The following is an 18,216-nucleotide window of genomic DNA, read 5'->3' on the forward strand; positions in this document are numbered from 1 at the left end:
AAATAAGCAGTTGTCGTTATTTTCAAACAGGTACTAAAACACTTGCGACTCGACAACAATAGGCGGAACGTTTAACCAGGGAATGTCTGCGCATCCTGACCTCGCAACGGCTTCCAAGTCTGACTTGTGAAGTCAGGGAATTTGTACATTTATGTGTGAAATTTCAACGTAGAAAACTGAGCTCCTTATCCATTGCTTATTGCTCAATTTCAATAATCACTTTCAGTGCGTGGGTGTCTGCAGCATGTGCAAATGTGTCATAGGCGTCCAGGATGTGATCGAGACTGAAGCGATGTGTGATCAATAGCTGCGGGTCGATTTTTTTGGATGTCACTGATTTAAGCAACATTGGCGTGCTGACTGCATCGACCAGGCGGGTGGTAATTGTAATATTTCGATCCCACAGGTTTTCCAGATGTAAATCAACTTTTGTCCCATGTACACCGATATTGGCAATCGTTCCACCCGCGCCAATAATTTGCTCGCACAGCTCAAAGGTCGCAGGAATACCCACGGCTTCAATAGCAGTATCCACTCCCCGACCCTGGGTCAGTGTCATGACGGCTTCTGCTGCCTTGCCGTTGGCACTGTTAAAAGTGTTTGTCGCACCAAATTTGCGGGCGACTGCAAGACGATTATCGTCAAGATCAAGTACGATGATTTCAGCAGGAGAATAAAACTGCGCTGTCAGCAATGCAGCAAGGCCAATCGGCCCGGCACCGACTATGGCTATGGTGCTACCGGGTTGTACTTTGCCATTCAAGACACCGCATTCAAATCCTGTAGGCAGGATATCGCTGAGCATGACCAGTGCTTCTTCATCTGCTCCCGCTGGGATGGGATAAAGGCTGGTATCGGCGTATGGAATACGGACAAACTCAGCCTGCGTACCGTCTATCGTGTTTCCAAGTATCCAGCCGCCAGTAGTACAATGCGAGAACATCTGTTTCCGGCAAAATTCACATTTCCCGCAGGCGCTGATACAGGATATCAACACATGGTCGCCAATTTTAAAATTGCTGACAGCCGCGCCTGTTGATTCAATAACTCCTACGCCTTCATGACCGAGGATGCGTCCAGGTTGGCAACTGGGGACATCGCCTTTTAATATATGCAAATCAGTACCACAGATCGTTGTTTTGCTTAGTCTTACTATCGCATCTGTCGGTGCCATGATTTCTGGCTTTGCGCGGTTTTCAAGGGATTTTTTCCCGGGGCCTTGATAAACAAAAGCTTTCATGAGCTATCTTTCAATGGTGAGTGCAGTGGACGATTGGGCTAGTGGATGACCGGATGATTACTGGAAAACAGATCATGCAGTAGCGAGATAAAGGGACGTGGAGCATTAACGAACATCTCATCATTACAAGAGAGTAAACATTTAACTGTTCGGTACAGCGCATAGATGGAAAATGAAATGCACATGGGTTAGGTTCGCTGCCAAACAGACCACATCATGCGATAAGCGCAATGTGTAAAAGAGTATTGCCTTATCTGAAAATCATACACACCCCATATATATACATACGCCAGCCAAAGCCATTGATATAGATCAAGCAAGCGATTCTTGAATGAGGTTTTAATTGTTCAGAAGTAGTTGAGCAGTTTTTCAACTTCACCGGTTCTTTTCTGGCAAGACTGAAATAAGCTGCATGATTCAGCACAGAAATTGAGAGGTTAAGATGTCATCCACAAGGCAGCAAACAATTGCAGTCAAGGCGCACAAAGTGAAACTGCGTCGTCACATGAAACTGGAGCCTGCCGCTCGTGCAATACTGGAAAACTGTCTCGAACAAATCCGGGACAATCATGCGGCAATCAAGACCGGGACAGATCCTGATTGCGTTCGCCAAATGCATGTAGGCCTGCGTCGTCTAGACTCAGCATTAAAAATCTTTGATCATTCAGTTAGCGTTCCTGAGAAATTACAAGCAGAGCTGGACTACTTATCGAAAAAATTAGGCGTTGCACGCGATTGGCAGGTATTTTCTTGCTCCACCCTCGTCGCAATCGAAGCCACCGCTCCGAAAGAGGCACAGCTATCACGCTTGCAACAGGCCGCTTTGCTTATCGCAGCCAAAAAGCAAAAAAGAATTTATACCGTACTGAAGAATAGTCGTTCAGAGCGCCTGATGTCTGTTTTATTTACGTGGCTTGAGAAGTCGGCATTAATTGAAATAGATAAGTCTCTGAAGAATAAGCATTCCAATACAAAATTAGTTTCATTTGCGCAGAAAGTTTTATTTCATCAGCATAAAAATTTACTCAAGCGTGGCAAGAATTTATTTAAAGCAGAAGCTGGTGCAGATCCACGGACAAATCATCAATGTAGAATTGCCATCAAGAATGCTCGTTATACATGCAAGTTTTTAGAGAATTTATTTGATCAAAAAGATATCAATGTCTATATCAATTCTTTAAGCACCCTGCAGGATATTTTGGGCAATATCAATGACGGCGTAGTTGCGGGTAGATTACTTCAGGATATAGATCAAGGTATAGCTGAGCGTCAGGATAATCATACAGCGGCCATCAATTTCTCCCTGGCTTACCTGCTGTCTCAGGATCAATTGCAAAAGCAGAAACTGCGCTCAACCTGGAAGAAATTTAAGGATATCCATTTGCCAGAACCTAAATAAACACAACTGCAAGCGGATAAAGGTATATCAATCTGTAAAGTTTCTGCTACAGCGCTTTAGTCACCCCGCCGCAGTTCCACCATGACTGCGTTCTGGATATTTTCCATAGTTTTGTCTTTCTGCATTTTTTGCAGAACAGCCGTCAACCCCGGCACTAGCGCCTCATGCTTCTTGTTGAGATAATGAAAGACAGGAAAGGTAGCCAAGGGCGGCATCAATATCGTGACATCGGTTTGTTTCATCTCAGCCAAGGCCGCGAGGCCAGATATGCGGTTTGCTACAACTATGTCTGAACGGCCCAGCAACATTTTTTGAAATGCCTGACGTACAGTAGGCGCTGCTTCCAGCTTCATTCCTACCGTGTTTTGTTCGATAATTTTAATGCCCCGGACAAAACCTATCGTATAGGGCCGCAAGCTCTCCCAGCTGTTGACAAGAAAATGAGTGCCGTTGGTAAAAATGACAATTTCATACGTCAACAATGGCACTGGCACGATAACCAGATTGGGATAATCTCTTTCCATCCCCAGCTTACGGTACAACTCGCCGTCCATTTCTCCGTTGTTTGCACTACGCAAGGAACGCTCGCCGGGTAAATAATGGACATTCAAATGCCAGCCCAGTTTGTGGTAAGCGGTGTCAATAATTTTTTCAACGATGAGCGTAGCAGGGTCTTTTTCGATAAGAGTAGAAATTTGCAGAGTCTTGATTTCTTGCGCCATGACATTAAACGACATAAGCCCTGGCAAAGATACAAGTTGCAATAATGTTCGCCGCCGCATATCCACTCCTGTTATTCCAGGGATCCTCTGTCCCTTTGTACAGCATAAATTACTTTTGATCAAAGGCATAGATTTCATGCATAGGTAATGACAATGCATGCCATCAGGAACTGAATTCAATTACCTCTGGTGAACAATGCCGCGGGTTCCTTTGGATAAAGCACTAATAACTTTCTAGTTTGAATCTAACTTCATATCGCTACGAAAAAATTCGTAATTATTCCGGCCTGCAGTTTTCGCACGGTACATGGCGGTGTCCGCATTTTTTATCAAGGTTTCTGCATCCTCGCCATCTCCCGGATAAAGGCTGATACCGATGCTCGCCTTTGCATATAAGTTTTTTTGCTCATGCTGAATTGGGAGAAGTAATGCTGTCCGTATTTTTTCTGCAATCAGCGCGGCATCTTCTGCATACTTGCCCCCGACTAAAAGAATGACGAACTCATCACCGCCATAGCGGCTGACGGTATCAGAACTACGGACACAATCACCGAGACGCTGGGACACAGATTGCAATAATGCGTCGCCGCTGGCATGTCCCATTGAATCATTGATGTGCTTGAAATTATCGAGATCCAGAAACAATACAGCAAGTCGTGTATCGTTTCTCTTGGCCAGATGAATTGCCTGCGCTATGCGGTCACTGAGCAGAGTGCGATTAGGTAAATTAGTGAGGGCATCATGTTGCGCCAGGTGGGTCATTTTGACAGTCACCGCCTGGGCGACACTGACATCGTGGAACACAATGACCGCGCCAGCAAGTTTGCCATCATAGTCATGAATAGGTGAAGCAGAATCTTCGATGTGGACTTCAGTACCGTCTTTGCGTATCAGCAGCGTGTTTGCAGGCAAATCTACAATTTCATTTTTCTTCAAAACAAGTTCCACGGTATTGATTTGTACTTGCCGCGTTTTACCATTAATTGTTTTAAAAACTTTTTCTATCTGGTGCCCATGTGCATCTGCCTTACCCCATCCGGTGAGCTCTTCCGCGGCGTCATTGAGATAATCAATTTGCCCATTGTTATTTGTGCATATGATCGCGTCAGCGATTGAATTCAATACGATTTCAGCCCTTGCCTGTTCCTGGTGAAGTTGTTTTTCTACATTTTTGCGCAGAATGATATTTTGTAATGATTGAGGAACCAGGCTGTTGACAAAATAGCCCTTTGACAAATATCCTTGCGCGCCAAGTTGAACCGCTTCAATGGCAACGGCCTCTTCTTCCTGTGCACTCAGGGTCATGATTGGTATAGTGGGGAAAGCTGCAAATATATCTTTAAAAGTATTAATTCCCTGGCTGTCAGCCAGTGACAAGTCCACCAAAATCAAATCGATATCAGCTTTTTGCAGTCGTAACAAGCCAGCATCAAGCCTGCTCAGGCATTCGGTAAGAAACGGACCATCTCTTGAGTGCCTGAGTGCATCCTCCAATATCTTTGCATCACCAGAATTATTGGTAAGGATAAGAATACGATATTCCATAGAACCTACTTTTCTAACGATAAAAATGGATGCTCTCAAAAAAGATATGAACAACTAACCTGGCTTTGTATTGGCTCTATATTGGCTCGATATTGCTATATGGCAGGCTTGCCATTCCCCCATATAAAGAACGCGACTTCAAGATATATATTCACCAGACTGAATTGTCCGGCGCGGCAAATCTATGATGAACAGGCAACCATGACCTGGCGCACTCTCGACTGTGAGCAAGCCTCCGTTTGCTTCTACACTACGTCTGGCAATCGATAGCCCTAAACCCAACCCGCTCTTGTTCACACCGCTCTGGGTGAATGGCAAAAAAATTTCGCGCGCAGCCTCTTCGCTCATGCCAGGGCCGTTGTCCTGAACCTTGATCTGTATTCGTTCAGCAGTTGCATCAACGCTGAGTGTGACGAGACCATCTTTGCCACTGAATTTAAAAGCATTCTGCAACAAATTGCCAAGCGCCGAAAACAGCAAGTCTTTGTCAACATCAACCAGCAGTATTGAGGAAGTTTGCTCAACGTGAAATCTGCAATGCAGCATTTCGGCTTCCAGCGAAGCTGAATACTTCACCTCACCGATAAAATTGGCAAGACCAAAAACAGCTCGGTGCAAGGTCATGCCAGGTCCGATACGGACTTCTGCAAGTGAGCGGTCAATCAGCCTGCGAAGCCCTACCAGGCTGCGGTCCAGAACGCCGCCGGTAGAACCCATCAATCCAACATGACCAGTCTTGATAGCAGCCAGCGCGAGCATTGCCGTGTTTAGATGATTACGTAATTCATGTGCGAAGAAACCCAGACGCTCATTTGTCTGCAACGCTTGTTCATCAGCGATAACCAGGTCACGATGCTCACTGAATGAAGTCACCGCATCAGCAATACCATTATCCAGACAACGATTGAGTGTGCGGAATTCGCTGATTTCAAATTTCTGCCCAAGATCCATAGAAAGATCAGATACCGCCTGGCAGACATCGCCATAATTATGGACAACTTCATTAATCGTATACCCAAGCGTCAAGAGTTCTGCGCCATGAATTGCCGCAGATACACCAATTTCCGCATGACGACCAGGATCGCCAGAGGCAGAGCCAGACACAGCCATGGCTATCGCTGCCTCCCCTTTGCTTTCAGCTTGCAGGGTGCGTATCAGCTGGTTCAGGAACATGGGGACACCTTGCTCCATTTGCTGCGTGTTTGGTGGTGTTCTGTTCGGACGGCTTGCAACTTTTTCGCGGCAACGTCGCTCAAGTTCGGTCCGGTTGGCGATTAAAAAATCGTGCATCATGGAAGACCTCATAGGTTTCCCATGCCTGTCAATTGAAGGCCTGCGGCAGGTGCTGCCGTTTTGGGGATTTACATCAATACATATTGACGCATCCCATAATATTAGAGGGCTGATCTCAAAAGATCTGTGCGCTATCGCACTTATATCGCATTTTTTTGAGACAAAACCTGAGTCAGGCCGGCTTACTAGCCGACCTTCGCCACTACGTCATCACAACCCAGGTTTCAGTTAATTCCAGTTCTAAGACAAGAATTAGTGCGCCCGGCGCTCAACGGCAAGCTTAATTAAACTGACTAAAATCAGGCTTCCGTTTTTGGAAGAAAGCCGTGAATGCCTCTTTCGCTTCGGGTGCATTCAGCATGGCTGAGAAGTACTTGTTTTCTTCAGTCATTTTGGCGCTGATGGCAGCGGGTTGGCTGCCTTTCATCAGGCGTTTGGTCGCGCGTATGGAGGCGGCTGGCAGGGCCACCAGTTTGGCAGCCTGTTGCTGGGCGTAAGGCAACAGAGCTTCCAGTGGCAAGACTTTATTGACGAAGCCGATTTCAAAAGCTTCTGCGGCAGTGAAGGCTTCGCCGAGCATGAGTTTTTCTGCGGCGCGCTGATAGCCAACGATTTGCTGGAATATCATGCTGGAAGCAAATTCAGGGCACAGGCCAAGCTGGGTGAATGGCATCGACAATTTGGCGTTCTCGGCCAGGTAAATCATGTCGCAATGCATGAGCAGCGTGGTGCCTATGCCGACAGCTGCGCCGGAGACGGCGGCAATTACTGGTTTGCCAGACTCGTTCAACGCTTGCATGAATTGATAGACAGGCGGCACAGCGTCTGGCTCGGCCAGGCTGCGGGCGTTTTTCATGAAATCTTCAAGATCATTGCCGGCAGTGAAAATTTCTGGCTTGCCGGTGATCAGGATGGCGCGCACTGCCACATCAGTTTCTGCATCGCGCAGTGCATCGGCCATGGCCTGGTACATGGCCTGGGTGATGGCATTTTTCTTTTCCGGACGATTAAAGTTGATCGTCAAAATTCCGTTTTCTTTTTGGGTCAGGATATCCATTGTTGCAGTCTCTCTTTTTTATTGATCAGGTAGATTGTGGTGCAGTAGTCAGCCATTGTAAGGCTTGCTGCCAAAGTGTGTTGCGGAACTGAGGACGGAAAAAGCCAAAATGGCCTATGCGTCTGGCATCGACGTCTTTGGGATTGATATAACGGCGTTCAACCCTGGCATTGCTGTAGTAATCATGCATGCTGTCTATGCTGCGGCGACTCATCATTTCATCGTCGGTAAAGCTCATGCAGAGTATGGGCTTATGGATTTTATGGTGGCCCGTTTGCATGGGGCTACCATCTTTTTCCACAAAATATTCAGGGCTGCGGCACCAGCGTGACCATTGGTAAATCACGCCCTTGGGCAAGTCGCCGACCTTGCGCATTTTTTTACCAGGGAAATAACCCCAGATACGGGTATACAAAGGCACGAGGAAATACCACATGAGCCAGACAAAGCGCTTCAACTGCGGTGAATTATCGCGCCAGTAGCCGCTGCCGCAACCTACAGTCAGCATGCCATCAATGAGATGGTTGTCAGGTACAAGGCCTGGCAGTTGCCCGCCGAGCGAATGGCCGACGATGAGCAGGGGCAAATTGGGTTGCCACTCCTTGGCAGTTTTCAGGGCGGCATTTTAGTCACGCTCTGCCCAGACCAGGATGTCGGCATCAAAGCCACGTAATGAATGACGGTATTGCGCTGGGATGGATTCGCCCATGCCGCGGTAATCAAAACTCAGGACGGCAATGCCATTCTCTGCCAGAAATTCGGCAAAGGGTTCGTAGAAATTTTGCTTCACGCCCATGGCAGCCGGCATGACGACGACTGATTTTACTGTACTTGTGGGGGTGAACTTTTTTGCTGTCAGCACCGTGCCGTCAGCAGTGATAATTTGTACCGTCTCCATCATGGCTCCTTCAAACTCAGCTCATTAAAAAAAACCGCGCAGAAAATACAGTCTGCGCGGTTGTTTTTGTTCAGGCAAGCAGCTTACATACGTTCAAAAATACCTGCTGCGCCCATACCTGTACCTACGCACATGGTGACCATGCCGTATTTGAGGTTGTTGCGATGCAGGGCATGGATAGTCGTTGCCGAACGGATCGCGCCAGTTGCGCCCAGTGGATGGCCCAGGGCAATCGCGCCGCCCATAGGGTTTACCTTGGATGGGTCCAGACCCAGGTCTTGTACCACGGCCAGCGATTGTGCTGCGAAAGCTTCATTCAGTTCAAACCAGTCGATCTGATCTTGCGTGATGCCAGCGGCACGGCATGCTGCCGGGATGGCTTCTTTAGGACCTATGCCCATGATTTCTGGTGGTACGCCGCGTACTGCAAAAGAAGCGAAACGTGCCAGTGGTGTCAGGTTGAATTCCTTCAGGATTTTTTCGCTGACCAGGATCAGGGCACCAGCGCCGTCGGAAGTTTGTGAACTGTTACCTGCAGTAACGCTGCCTTTGGCGGCGAACACAGGCTTCAGTTTTGCCAGGCCTTCGATGGAGGTATCTGGACGGGCACCTTCGTCACGGCTGACGGTGCGTGTTTTCAGTTCGATTTCGCCAGTTGCCAGGTTAGGCACGCGGTCGATGATATCGACAGAAGTTGTCTCAGCATCAAAGTAGCCAGCGTTTTGCGCAGCGATGGCACGTTGGTGTGATTGCAGGGCAAATGCATCCTGTGCTTCACGGGATACTTTCCATTGCTGGGCCACTTTTTCTGCTGTCAGACCCATGCCGTAGGCCATGCCTACGTTTTCGTCTTTCAGGATATCCATGTTCATCGATGGATTATTACCCATCATAGGGACCATGGACATGGATTCGACACCACCAGCGATCATCACGTCAGCCTGACCAACGCGGATGCGGTCTGCCGCCATCGCAACGGCAGTAATGCCGGATGCGCAATAACGGTTGATGGTGACGCCGCCAATGGTATTTGGCAAACCTGCTAGCAAGATACCCATGCGTGCCAGGTTCAGACCTTGCGGGCCTTCAGGGAAAGAGCAACCGATGATGGCATCTTCAGCCAGCTTGGGATCAAGGTTGGGTACTTGTGCGAAAGCAGATTGCAGTACGCGCACCAGCAAGTCATCAGGGCGGGTGTTACGGAACATGCCACGACCAGATTTGCCGATCGGGGTACGGGTAGCAGAGACGATGTAGGCGTCTTGGAGTTGTTTAGTCATTTTTGATTACCTCAATTCGTTAAGGTCAGCTCAGGCTTACTCTTCAAAAACCCCTCACCACAGAGGCACAGAGACACAGAGGAAAAACGGAGAAATTCAAAACAACAGGGTGTTCTCTGTGCCATCTCTGTGTCTCCGTGTCTCTGTGTCAAAAGGTTTTTGGTCTGTAAGCTTTTCTATTTAGTTACGGACTGGCTTGCCAGTTTGCATCATGCCCATAATGCGCTCTTGTGTTTTTGGATGATTCAGCAATTCCATAAACGCTTTGCGCTCCATGTCGAGCAACCATTGTTCGCTGACCAGGCTGCCATTATCGATGTCGCCACCGCTGACCACTTCAGCAATCATTTTGCCCAGTTTGAAATCATGTGCAGAGATGAAGCCGCCATCACGCATATTGATCAGTTGTGCAGCTATCGTGGCGATACCATGACGGCCAGTGACTGGCACCAGTTTGCGCATAGGGGCGCGGTAACCGGCGTCAAACATGGCGCGGGCTTCTACCTTGGCTACGTGCAGCAATTCGTAAGGATTGAAGACGATGACGTCATCCGCAGACAGATAACCCATCTTCTGTGCTTCCAGCGCAGATTTGGATACCGCAGCTGTAGCTGCATTGGTGAAGTAGTTTTTCAGGAATTGCAGCAAGTCTGTGCCTTTGGCATCTGCCGCTGCACGTACTGCTGCTTCTTTCAAACCACCACCGCCAGGAACCAGGCCTACGCCTACTTCAACCAGACCAATGTAAGACTCTATGGATGCCACGCGCTTGGCTGTGTGCATCATCAATTCGCAACCACCACCGAGTGCCAGGCCAGATACGGCAGCAACTACAGGGATGTTCGCGTATTTCAAAGCCTGATGCGCATTTTGCAGGCGGGAGATCGCTGGTTCTATGGCTTTTACACCACCGGACATGAACAAAGGCAGCATGGCTTGCAAGTCAGCACCGGCTGAGAAGGCGCCGCCGTCAGCCGCGTCTGCACTCCAGATGACCAGGCCCTTGAAGTTTTTCTCGGCTTCAGCGATGGCTTTTTCCATGCCTTCGATAACACCTGGGCCAATCACGTGCATCTTGGTTTTCAGTGACAGGACCAGTACGTCGTCATTCTGATGCCAGATACGGACAGATTCATCTTCAAAGAAAGTCGTACCGGCAGTTGCACCGGTTGCCACGCCTGTGCCCAGTACCGGCGCACGGAATGCTTGACGGTCATACACAGCCAGTGTGGAACGTGGCACGTAAGTGCTGCTCGCAGGTGACCAGGAACCCTCTGCAGTGTGCACTCCTGTGCGGCCATCAAATACCCAGGCCGGCAGCGGCGCATTGCACAGTGCCTTGCCTGCATCGATATCTTCCTTGACCCAGCCAGCGACTTCTTGCCAGCCAGATGCCTGCCATGTTTCGAACGGGCCTACATTCCAGCCAAAGCCCCAGCGCATCGCAAAGTCGATGTCGCGTGCATTGTCAGCTATCGTTGCGCCATGCACAGCGATGTAGTGGAAGGCATCACGGAAAATCGCCCACAGGAACTGTGCCTGTACATTGGTCGATTCACGCAGGGTCTTCATTTTCTTGACCGGGTCTTTTTCTTTCAGCATGCGGGCGACGACGTCGTCAGCCTTGGCGCCACCAGTCACATATTGTGCTGTGGCGAAATCCAGGCGCTGGATGTCCTTGCCGACTTTTTTGTAGAAACCGGCACCGGATTTTTGACCCAGGGCACCTGCAGCGACCAGTTTGGCCAGCACTTCAGGTGTTTTATAGACAGCGAAGAAAGGATCATCAGACAGATTGTCTTGCATGGTCTTGATGACATGGCCCATGGTATCAAGACCCACCACGTCAGCAGTACGGAAAGTACCGGAAGAAGCACGGCCCAGTTTTTTGCCTGTCAGGTCATCGACGACATCAACGGTCAGACCAAATTTTTCTGCTTCATAAATCGTTGCCAGCATGCCGAAGATACCGACGCGGTTGGCGATAAAGTTAGGTGTATCTTTGGCACGTACTACGCCTTTACCCAGGGATGTCGTCAGGAAGCCTTCGAGCTGATCGATGATCTCTGGACGCGTAGCGACGGTAGGAATCAATTCAACCAAGTGCATATAGCGTGGTGGATTGAAGAAGTGCACGCCGCAGAAACGGGCTTTCAGTTCTGCATCAAAGCCGTCAGAAAGGGCAGTGATGGACAGGCCAGAAGTATTGGATGCAAAAATCGCATTTGGTGCAATGTGCGGGGACACTTTTTTGTACAGATCATGTTTCCAGTCCATGCGTTCTGCAATGGCTTCAATGATCAGGTCGCAACCGGCCAGCACGTCGAGGTTGTCTTCATAGTTGGCGACTTCGATCAAGGCTGCATCATCCTTGTTGCCCAGCGGGGCAGGATTCAACTTTTTCAGGTTTTCGATAGCGCGCAGGACGATGCCGTTTTTTGGGCCTTCCTTGGCTGGCAAATCAAACAGGACTACAGGTATCTTTGCATTGATACAGTGAGCAGCAATTTGCGCACCCATCACGCCAGCGCCCAGAACGGCAACTTTTTTAACGATGAAATTGGTCATTTTTAACCTCAGGTAGAACGCCCCTTACCATGTGCATGGGAAGGGGCGCATGTTTGATTAGAACAAATCAGCTTCGAGTGCCAGCAAATTGGCAGAACCAGAACGTGCCTGGCGGATCAGCATCGCTGTTTCTGGATACAGGCGGGCAAAGTAAAAACGCGCTGTTGCCAGTTTGGAGACATAGAACTTGTCGCCAGAATCTTGTTTTTCGAGAGCGATTTTTGCCATTTGTGCAAAGAAATAGCTGTAAACAAGATGACCAACTACGCGCAGGTAAGGCACGGCAGCAGCGCCGACTTCATCCGGGTTCTGGAAGGCTTTCATGCCGATTTCCATGGTCAACTTGGTGACCTTGTCACCCAGCTCAGCCAACGGCGTGATGAATTCTGCCAGTGCTTCGTTAGTGCCATTGGCTTCAACAAAAGCCTGTACCTTGGCACCGAACTTGCGCAGTTTTGCACCGTTGTCCATCAGGATTTTACGACCCAGCAAATCCAGCGACTGGATCGTGTTCGTGCCTTCATAGATCATGTTGATGCGGGCATCGCGTACATACTGCTCCATGCCCCATTCTGCGATAAAGCCGTGGCCACCATAGACTTGCAGACATTCAGAAGTTGCAGTCCAGGCATTGTCGGTGATAAAGGCTTTGATGACTGGTGTCAGTAAGGCGACTTCGTCAGCGCAGTCTTTACGTACCTGTTCATCAGGATGGTTCAATTCCTTGTCCAGTTGCAGAGCAACGTAGGAACAGAACGCACGTGCACCTTCAGCATAGGCTTTTGCAGTGAACAGCATGCGGCGTACGTCAGCGTGAACGATGATAGGATCAGCTGGCTTGTCCGGTGCCTTAGGACCAGACAGGCTGCGCATCTGGATACGGTCTTTGGCGTACACCAGTGCATTCTGGTATGCCACTTCTGTCAAACCCAGGCCTTGCATGCCCACGCCCAGGCGTGCGGCATTCATGAACACGAACATCGCATTCAAACCCTTGTGCGGACCACCAATCAACCAGCCAGTCGCACCATCGAGGTTCATCTGGCAGGTGGAGTTGCCATGGATACCCATTTTTTCTTCGATAGCGCCGCAGAAAATAGGATTGCGCGCACCGATCGTACCATCTGCATTAGGCAGGAATTTAGGTACGACGAAGAGAGAAATACCTTTCGAGCCTTCTGGTGCACCTGGCAAACGTGCCAATACCAGGTGTACGATATTGTCGGACATGTCATGTTCACCGGCTGAGATGAAAATCTTTGCGCCTGTGATTTTATAGCTGCCGTCAGCCTGTGGTTCTGCTTTGGAACGCAGCATGCCCAGGTCAGTACCGCAATGTGGCTCGGTCAGGCACATGGTGCCAGTCCATTCGCCAGAAATCAGCTTTGGCAGGTACAGGGATTTTTGTTCTGGTGTGCCGTGCTCATGGATGCATTCATAGGCGCCATGCGACAAGCCTGGATACATGGACCAGGCCTGGTTGGACGAATTCAACATTTCATAGAATGAATTGTTGACTACTAGTGGCAAGCCCTGACCACCGAAGTCAGGGTCGCAAGACAAAGCAGGCCAGCCAGCTTCGACATATTGCTTGTAGGCTTCTTTAAAGCCTTTTGGTGTGGTGACGGTGTGGTTGGTCTTGTCGTGATGGCAGCCTTCGCGGTCACCAGAGTGGTTCAGTGGGAACAATACATTGGCAGTGAACTTGCCGCCTTCTTCCAAAATCTGGTTGATGATGTCGCCATCAACATCAGCATGCTTAGGCAGCTGTTTCAATTCTTCTTCTACATTCAACAGCTCATGCAACACGAACTGCATATCACGCAATGGAGCGATATATTGACCCATGATTTTCTCCTGACGGCAAAGTTAAAACGGTAAATGTGGATACTAAATTTTTACGGCGGCGCTAGCTCAGGCTGTGACCTGCACCGGCGCGTAATACTCGATCATTCGTTCAAATCCGACTTCGGCACGGCCTACACTGCCCGGCTTGCGCAAGAAGCGCGCATCATGGTGCAAGGCTAATATGAGGCCATACATCTCATACACAATCTGTTCAGGCTCGACATCATCACGCAAATGGCCCAGTTGTATCGCCTGTGCTGCGGCGCGGTGCAAGGCACCCTGCCACGCGTGGACCATACCAACCAGCTCATCCCTGATAGGCCCTGCCCTGTCATCGTATTCGGCTGCTCCGCTGATATAGATACAGCCAGATGCAATCTCTACCGTAACGCGCTTGACCCATAAGGCAAACATGGATTGCAAACGCGGCAGGCCACGTTCTTCTTTCATGCTTGGATAGAACACCTCTTGCTCGAAATGATGGTGGTACAACTTCAGCACTTCGATCTGTAAATCTTCACGCGAACCGAAATGGGCGAACACGCCAGACTTGCTCATGTTCATCTTGTCGGCCAGCAAACCTATGGTCAGCCCCTCGATGCCATCACGGCTGGCAGCATCCAGGGCTACGTCCAGAATGGCGGCGCGGGTCAATTCCCCCTTGCGCATGAATTTTGATGTCATATTCATATTACATTGATTGTGTTGAAAAGATTCATGTCTGCCCGTATTGACCATTAAGTGAAGCAAAAAGTGATGCAAACAAATGAATTTATCGAACGCTCGTACTATTATGCACAGCGCATGAAAAGTCAAACCAGATTCTGTCTTTAGAGGAGAGTATCTATTATGTTTTGCCTCCTGCCATCACATTTTTTGTTTTCTGGCCGGTCCTGCCTCAATCCTGATTATGCGTCTGGTCCAGTTGTCGCCTGTCACGCTTGGTGGGTCTGCTTGTCATGGTTGCGGTTGGTTCTCGGAAATACTTCCTGTCTTCTGCCACTTTGGCGCGTTTTGCAGCGCTCTCTGCGGTTTCTTCATACATGGTCTGGGCGATGGTGGCTGAGCCACGGGTTTCCAGTATGCGCAAGACTCTGACTTGCCATACCTGTTCGGCCTGTTGCACCTCGATCAGGTCACCGACTTTGACATTATGCGCAGGTTTGACGCGCTGCCCGTTTTGCAGGACGCGGCCTAATTCTATGGCATTCGTTGCCAGACTGCGGGTTTTAAAGAATCTGGCAGCCCATAGCCATTTATCGATACGGGTAGTTTCACTCATGAAGGATGTCGCTTTTCTTTGCGGGATGTCCGGGCCAAATACCAAGCAGTATGGCCCTAAAAAATACGTTCATTCTATTTTGATGCAATTTATGGCAGCTGTCAGGCAAATACAAGGCATTTTTGCCCAATGTTTGTGCATACAACACAGCGCGTCATTTAGTTGAGCTATGTTGCAGTGCGCATAGACAATAAACTGAACGACCGTACAATTCGGCAAAGTTTGTATTAATTTATTTACATTCGCATGCTTGCCAATTTGGTCGGATCAGCTCATGAGCTCTGTTGAAGAACTAAGTGGAAAAAAGCGCGCAATTCTCATTGCTGCAGAGAAATGCTTTGCTGCCCAAAGTTACGAAGGTGTGTCCATACGCGACATTGCCCACGAGGCCGGTGTACCCATCGCTCTAATCGGTTATTACTTTGGCGCAAAGAATGAGTTGTATCACGCCATCTACGAACACCACAGCGGCTACATCGCCGAACGCCTGAACGGCCTGCGCCGCGCACGCACCCATAGTGCTCCCGGCACCACGCTGGAAGCCATCATCGCCGCCTTTGTACTGCCGGTATTAAAACTCAATGAAAAAGCCGAAGGGGCAAACTTTTCCCGCATGGTCATGCGCGGCGTGATTGACCAGCATGAGGCCAGCGAACGCATCACGCGAGAATTTTACGATCCCATGGCACGAGAATTCATCGCCGCCCTGCACGATGCCCTGCCCCGCGCCTCTGCTGAAAGTGTTTACTGGAGTTATCAGTTCGCCCTTGGGGCATTGCTGCATCATGTGGTCGATACCCGCATAGAGCGCCTGTCTGATGGCTTGTGCCCAGCCAGGCAGGCTGATCTGGCAGCACCTTATCTGCTGCGCTTTATCACTGAAGGTATCAAGGCAGCCACGCGGGTGGGCTGAAGCGCTGGCCTGTGTCACAATACAGGCCAAACGGACTCGCATGCACACAAATGGAAGCCATCATCTTCATAGGATTACTGGCCAGCGGCAAATCCTCTTTTTACAAAGAACATTTCTTCAATAGCCGCCTGCGTATCAGCAATGATTTGCTGAAAACCAAAAACCGCCAGCAACGCCTGTTGGATTTTTGTTTTGATACCAGCATGCCCTTTGTCATCGACAACACCTATCCAACAAGAGAAATCCGGGCTAGCTATCTGGAACAGATCAAGGCCAGACAATGGCCGGTGACTGCGTATTACTTCAAGACTGATCTCGATAGAGCGCTGGCATGGAATAGCCAGCGACAAGGCAGGGACCTGATACCCAAGGTCGGCATACTTGATACGCACAAAAAACTGGAAATCCCTGATGATGATGATGAGGGTTTTGATCGCTTGTATTACGTCGATTTTATAGATGGCAAATTGACTGCCACTGATTGGAAAAAATGAAGTTTGATGAACTGGAAAACCTCATGCGCGGCTACGAAACTGCACATGACGACTGTGTGCCAGCCGGGACGTATATGATTGCCCGCATTGATGGACGTGGCTTTACCCGTTTGACCAAAGAAACATGCGCATTTGAAGCACCATTTGACATCAGGTTCCGCGATCTGATGGTGGAAACCTGCAAACATCTGATGAATTGCGGCTTCAAGGTTATCTATGCCTATAACCAGAGTGATGAAATTTCCTTGCTGTTTGACCTGCATATCAATGCCTTTGGCCGCAAATTAAGAAAATACAATTCCCTGCTGGCGGGTGAAGCATCTGCCAAATTCAGTCTGATCCTGGGTCAGCTTGCCGCTTTCGATTGCCGCATTTGCCAGTTGCCTAGCCAGAACCTGGTTGTCGATTATTTTCGCTGGCGCAATGAAGATGCCAACAGAAATGCCTTGAATGCGCATTGCTACTGGCAACTCAGAAAAGAAGGTAAATCACAAAACGAAACCACCAGCTTCATAGAAGGCAAGTCACTGGCCGACAAAGAAGCTTTACTGCAAAGCAGGGATATCAATTTCAGCACTCTGCCGCTATGGCAAAAACGCGGCACTGGCCTGTGCATGGTCGAAGAAGAAAAAATTGGCTATAACCCCAAAGAAAATAAAGAAGTTGTCAGCACGCGAAAAGTTTTGAAGACAGACTATGAATTGCCGCAGGGGGACGCATATAGTGAATTCTTGTGGCATCTTATAAGCAGCCAAAGCAGTTGATCTTACATCATCAAATTTATCAGGAAAAAAATGACTCAAGAATCCCATCAAGAGCGGATGAACTACTGGCTAGATTTATGGGAAAGAGGTGAAGCCATATTGTGCAACTTAATATCTTTATGTGAAGAGTGCATCGCGAAAACTGGTCAGGCGAGCTTCTTCTCAAATGCTCCGCTGGAGGTAAAGCAAGGCATACTTGAAGATATTCAACGCTTTCAGAAACATGGTTCTTTGGTGAGTTTTGTGGTGGGAGCAAACTTTTATGTAGACAAATCCAAGGAAATGGAGAAAGTCATAGAAGTACTTGAGGCAAGCAATTTTATATAGAAAGTAGTCAGTCATCCAATACCGTTTCCAAATGGTATTGAAGGAGTTACGTTCATTCAAGGTGGCGATTTATTGCAAGATATATTGGGCTATTCTCCAAATTTATACGATTGTAGTTTTACAGAATTTTCCATAAAACAATACAACCCGCACATAGGAACATACTTCGCAGAATTTTCTATGCTGCTGGAACAGTTCGTGTGCGACTATCTCGACGAGGAAAGATTTGAACGTAAACTGATTGCGCGATGGTCGGCTAGCTTTATTTTGAAAAATGCGAATCTACAAGTCACAGAGTTACAAGAAACAATCCCGCCAGCGATGTCCGTCAGCAGGAAAAGAGTGGGCCAACGGGAGTATTTTGAAGTAAAACTAAATGACTTTTTTGGCCATTCGACTATTTTTCGCTGTACCGAAATTCAGCTGGTGAAACTAGAACACCTGAAAATCTCTGATGAGAGGAGCCTGTAAAAAAATCTGTGTAAGTTCTCCCGGAACTATTGGTGAGCGTTGATGCGCTCCCCAAATTCTATATCAAAGCGATTCAATGCCTGTCGCCAGTGTTGTATAGGCATGGTCCATTTCT

General features: G+C 48.7%; 18 protein-coding genes. 6 read left to right on the plus strand and 12 right to left on the minus strand.

The annotated features are described in order from the left end of the window. Window positions 1-196: 196 nt before the first annotated feature. Window positions 197-1,240 (minus strand): zinc-dependent alcohol dehydrogenase family protein, encoded by a 1,044-nt coding sequence (locus ACO0LN_RS26850; protein WP_422979228.1) that lies wholly within the window; start codon window positions 1,238-1,240, stop codon window positions 197-199. Between the two features lie 442 nt (window positions 1,241-1,682). On the opposite strand from ACO0LN_RS26850, the gene ACO0LN_RS26855 reads away from it, so the two are divergent. After that, entirely contained in the window at window positions 1,683-2,639 is a 957-nt protein-coding gene (locus ACO0LN_RS26855) for a CHAD domain-containing protein (RefSeq protein ID WP_422979230.1), read from the plus strand. 56 nt (window positions 2,640-2,695) lie between these two features. Here the strand turns inward: ACO0LN_RS26855 and ACO0LN_RS26860 are convergent, their stop codons facing one another. From ACO0LN_RS26860 to ACO0LN_RS26910, 11 genes are all read right to left on the minus strand, one after another. Then, a complete protein-coding gene (locus ACO0LN_RS26860) occupies window positions 2,696-3,490 on the minus strand; it encodes a substrate-binding periplasmic protein (RefSeq protein ID WP_422979232.1) in 795 nt (264 codons plus the stop codon). A gap of 105 nt (window positions 3,491-3,595) precedes the next feature. After that, window positions 3,596-4,906 carry a diguanylate cyclase domain-containing protein gene (locus tag ACO0LN_RS26865; protein ID WP_422979234.1) on the minus strand — a complete coding sequence of 437 codons (1,311 nt, stop codon included), beginning with the start codon at window positions 4,904-4,906 and terminating at the stop codon, window positions 3,596-3,598. 138 nt (window positions 4,907-5,044) lie between these two features. After that, window positions 5,045-6,199 (minus strand): sensor histidine kinase, encoded by a 1,155-nt coding sequence (locus tag ACO0LN_RS26870; RefSeq protein ID WP_422979236.1) that lies wholly within the window; start codon window positions 6,197-6,199, stop codon window positions 5,045-5,047. A 280-nt stretch (window positions 6,200-6,479) separates the two neighbouring features. Beyond that, window positions 6,480-7,256: an enoyl-CoA hydratase gene (locus ACO0LN_RS26875; RefSeq protein WP_422979238.1), complete on the minus strand. Its 777-nt coding sequence runs from the start codon at window positions 7,254-7,256 to the stop codon at window positions 6,480-6,482. A gap of 25 nt (window positions 7,257-7,281) precedes the next feature. Then, window positions 7,282-7,842 carry a hypothetical protein gene (locus ACO0LN_RS26880; RefSeq protein WP_422979240.1) on the minus strand — a complete coding sequence of 187 codons (561 nt, stop codon included), beginning with the start codon at window positions 7,840-7,842 and terminating at the stop codon, window positions 7,282-7,284. A 39-nt stretch (window positions 7,843-7,881) separates the two neighbouring features. Continuing rightward, window positions 7,882-8,154, minus strand: a complete 273-nt coding sequence (locus ACO0LN_RS26885; RefSeq protein WP_422979242.1) for a hypothetical protein — start codon at window positions 8,152-8,154, stop codon at window positions 7,882-7,884. An 83-nt stretch (window positions 8,155-8,237) separates the two neighbouring features. Beyond that, window positions 8,238-9,434 (minus strand): acetyl-CoA C-acyltransferase, encoded by a 1,197-nt coding sequence (locus ACO0LN_RS26890; protein ID WP_422979244.1) that lies wholly within the window; start codon window positions 9,432-9,434, stop codon window positions 8,238-8,240. A 180-nt stretch (window positions 9,435-9,614) separates the two neighbouring features. Next, a complete protein-coding gene (locus ACO0LN_RS26895) occupies window positions 9,615-12,002 on the minus strand; it encodes a 3-hydroxyacyl-CoA dehydrogenase/enoyl-CoA hydratase family protein (RefSeq protein ID WP_422979246.1) in 2,388 nt (795 codons plus the stop codon). 57 nt (window positions 12,003-12,059) lie between these two features. Beyond that, the gene (locus ACO0LN_RS26900; protein WP_422979248.1) at window positions 12,060-13,850 is read right to left on the minus strand and encodes an acyl-CoA dehydrogenase C-terminal domain-containing protein; all 1,791 of its coding nucleotides are present in this window, start codon (window positions 13,848-13,850) and stop codon (window positions 12,060-12,062) included. A gap of 66 nt (window positions 13,851-13,916) precedes the next feature. Next, window positions 13,917-14,519 (minus strand): TetR/AcrR family transcriptional regulator, encoded by a 603-nt coding sequence (locus ACO0LN_RS26905; protein ID WP_162061746.1) that lies wholly within the window; start codon window positions 14,517-14,519, stop codon window positions 13,917-13,919. Window positions 14,520-14,748: 229 nt separating this feature from the next. After that, window positions 14,749-15,132 carry an RNA-binding S4 domain-containing protein gene (locus ACO0LN_RS26910; protein ID WP_422979250.1) on the minus strand — a complete coding sequence of 128 codons (384 nt, stop codon included), beginning with the start codon at window positions 15,130-15,132 and terminating at the stop codon, window positions 14,749-14,751. A gap of 274 nt (window positions 15,133-15,406) precedes the next feature. Between ACO0LN_RS26910 and ACO0LN_RS26915 the strand changes: the two genes are divergently transcribed. The 5 genes from ACO0LN_RS26915 to ACO0LN_RS26935 all read left to right on the plus strand — a co-directional run bounded on the left by ACO0LN_RS26915 (window position 15,407) and on the right by ACO0LN_RS26935 (window position 18,101). Further along, a complete protein-coding gene (locus ACO0LN_RS26915; protein WP_422979252.1) occupies window positions 15,407-16,045 on the plus strand; it encodes a TetR/AcrR family transcriptional regulator in 639 nt (212 codons plus the stop codon). A gap of 50 nt (window positions 16,046-16,095) precedes the next feature. After that, window positions 16,096-16,539 carry an AAA family ATPase gene (locus ACO0LN_RS26920; protein ID WP_422979254.1) on the plus strand — a complete coding sequence of 148 codons (444 nt, stop codon included), beginning with the start codon at window positions 16,096-16,098 and terminating at the stop codon, window positions 16,537-16,539. Next, window positions 16,536-17,303, plus strand: coding sequence for a tRNA(His) guanylyltransferase Thg1 family protein (locus ACO0LN_RS26925; RefSeq protein ID WP_422979256.1), 768 nt, complete (start codon window positions 16,536-16,538; stop codon window positions 17,301-17,303). Before ACO0LN_RS26920 ends, ACO0LN_RS26925 begins: the two co-directional genes overlap by 4 nt. A gap of 30 nt (window positions 17,304-17,333) precedes the next feature. Continuing rightward, entirely contained in the window at window positions 17,334-17,630 is a 297-nt protein-coding gene (locus tag ACO0LN_RS26930) for a hypothetical protein (RefSeq protein ID WP_422979258.1), read from the plus strand. 180 nt (window positions 17,631-17,810) lie between these two features. Next, window positions 17,811-18,101 carry a hypothetical protein gene (locus tag ACO0LN_RS26935; RefSeq protein WP_422979260.1) on the plus strand — a complete coding sequence of 97 codons (291 nt, stop codon included), beginning with the start codon at window positions 17,811-17,813 and terminating at the stop codon, window positions 18,099-18,101. Window positions 18,102-18,216: the final 115 nt, after the last annotated feature.

It is taken from the genome of Undibacterium sp. TC9W, assembly GCF_049339865.1.
GTDB lineage: Bacteria > Pseudomonadota > Gammaproteobacteria > Burkholderiales > Burkholderiaceae_D > Undibacterium.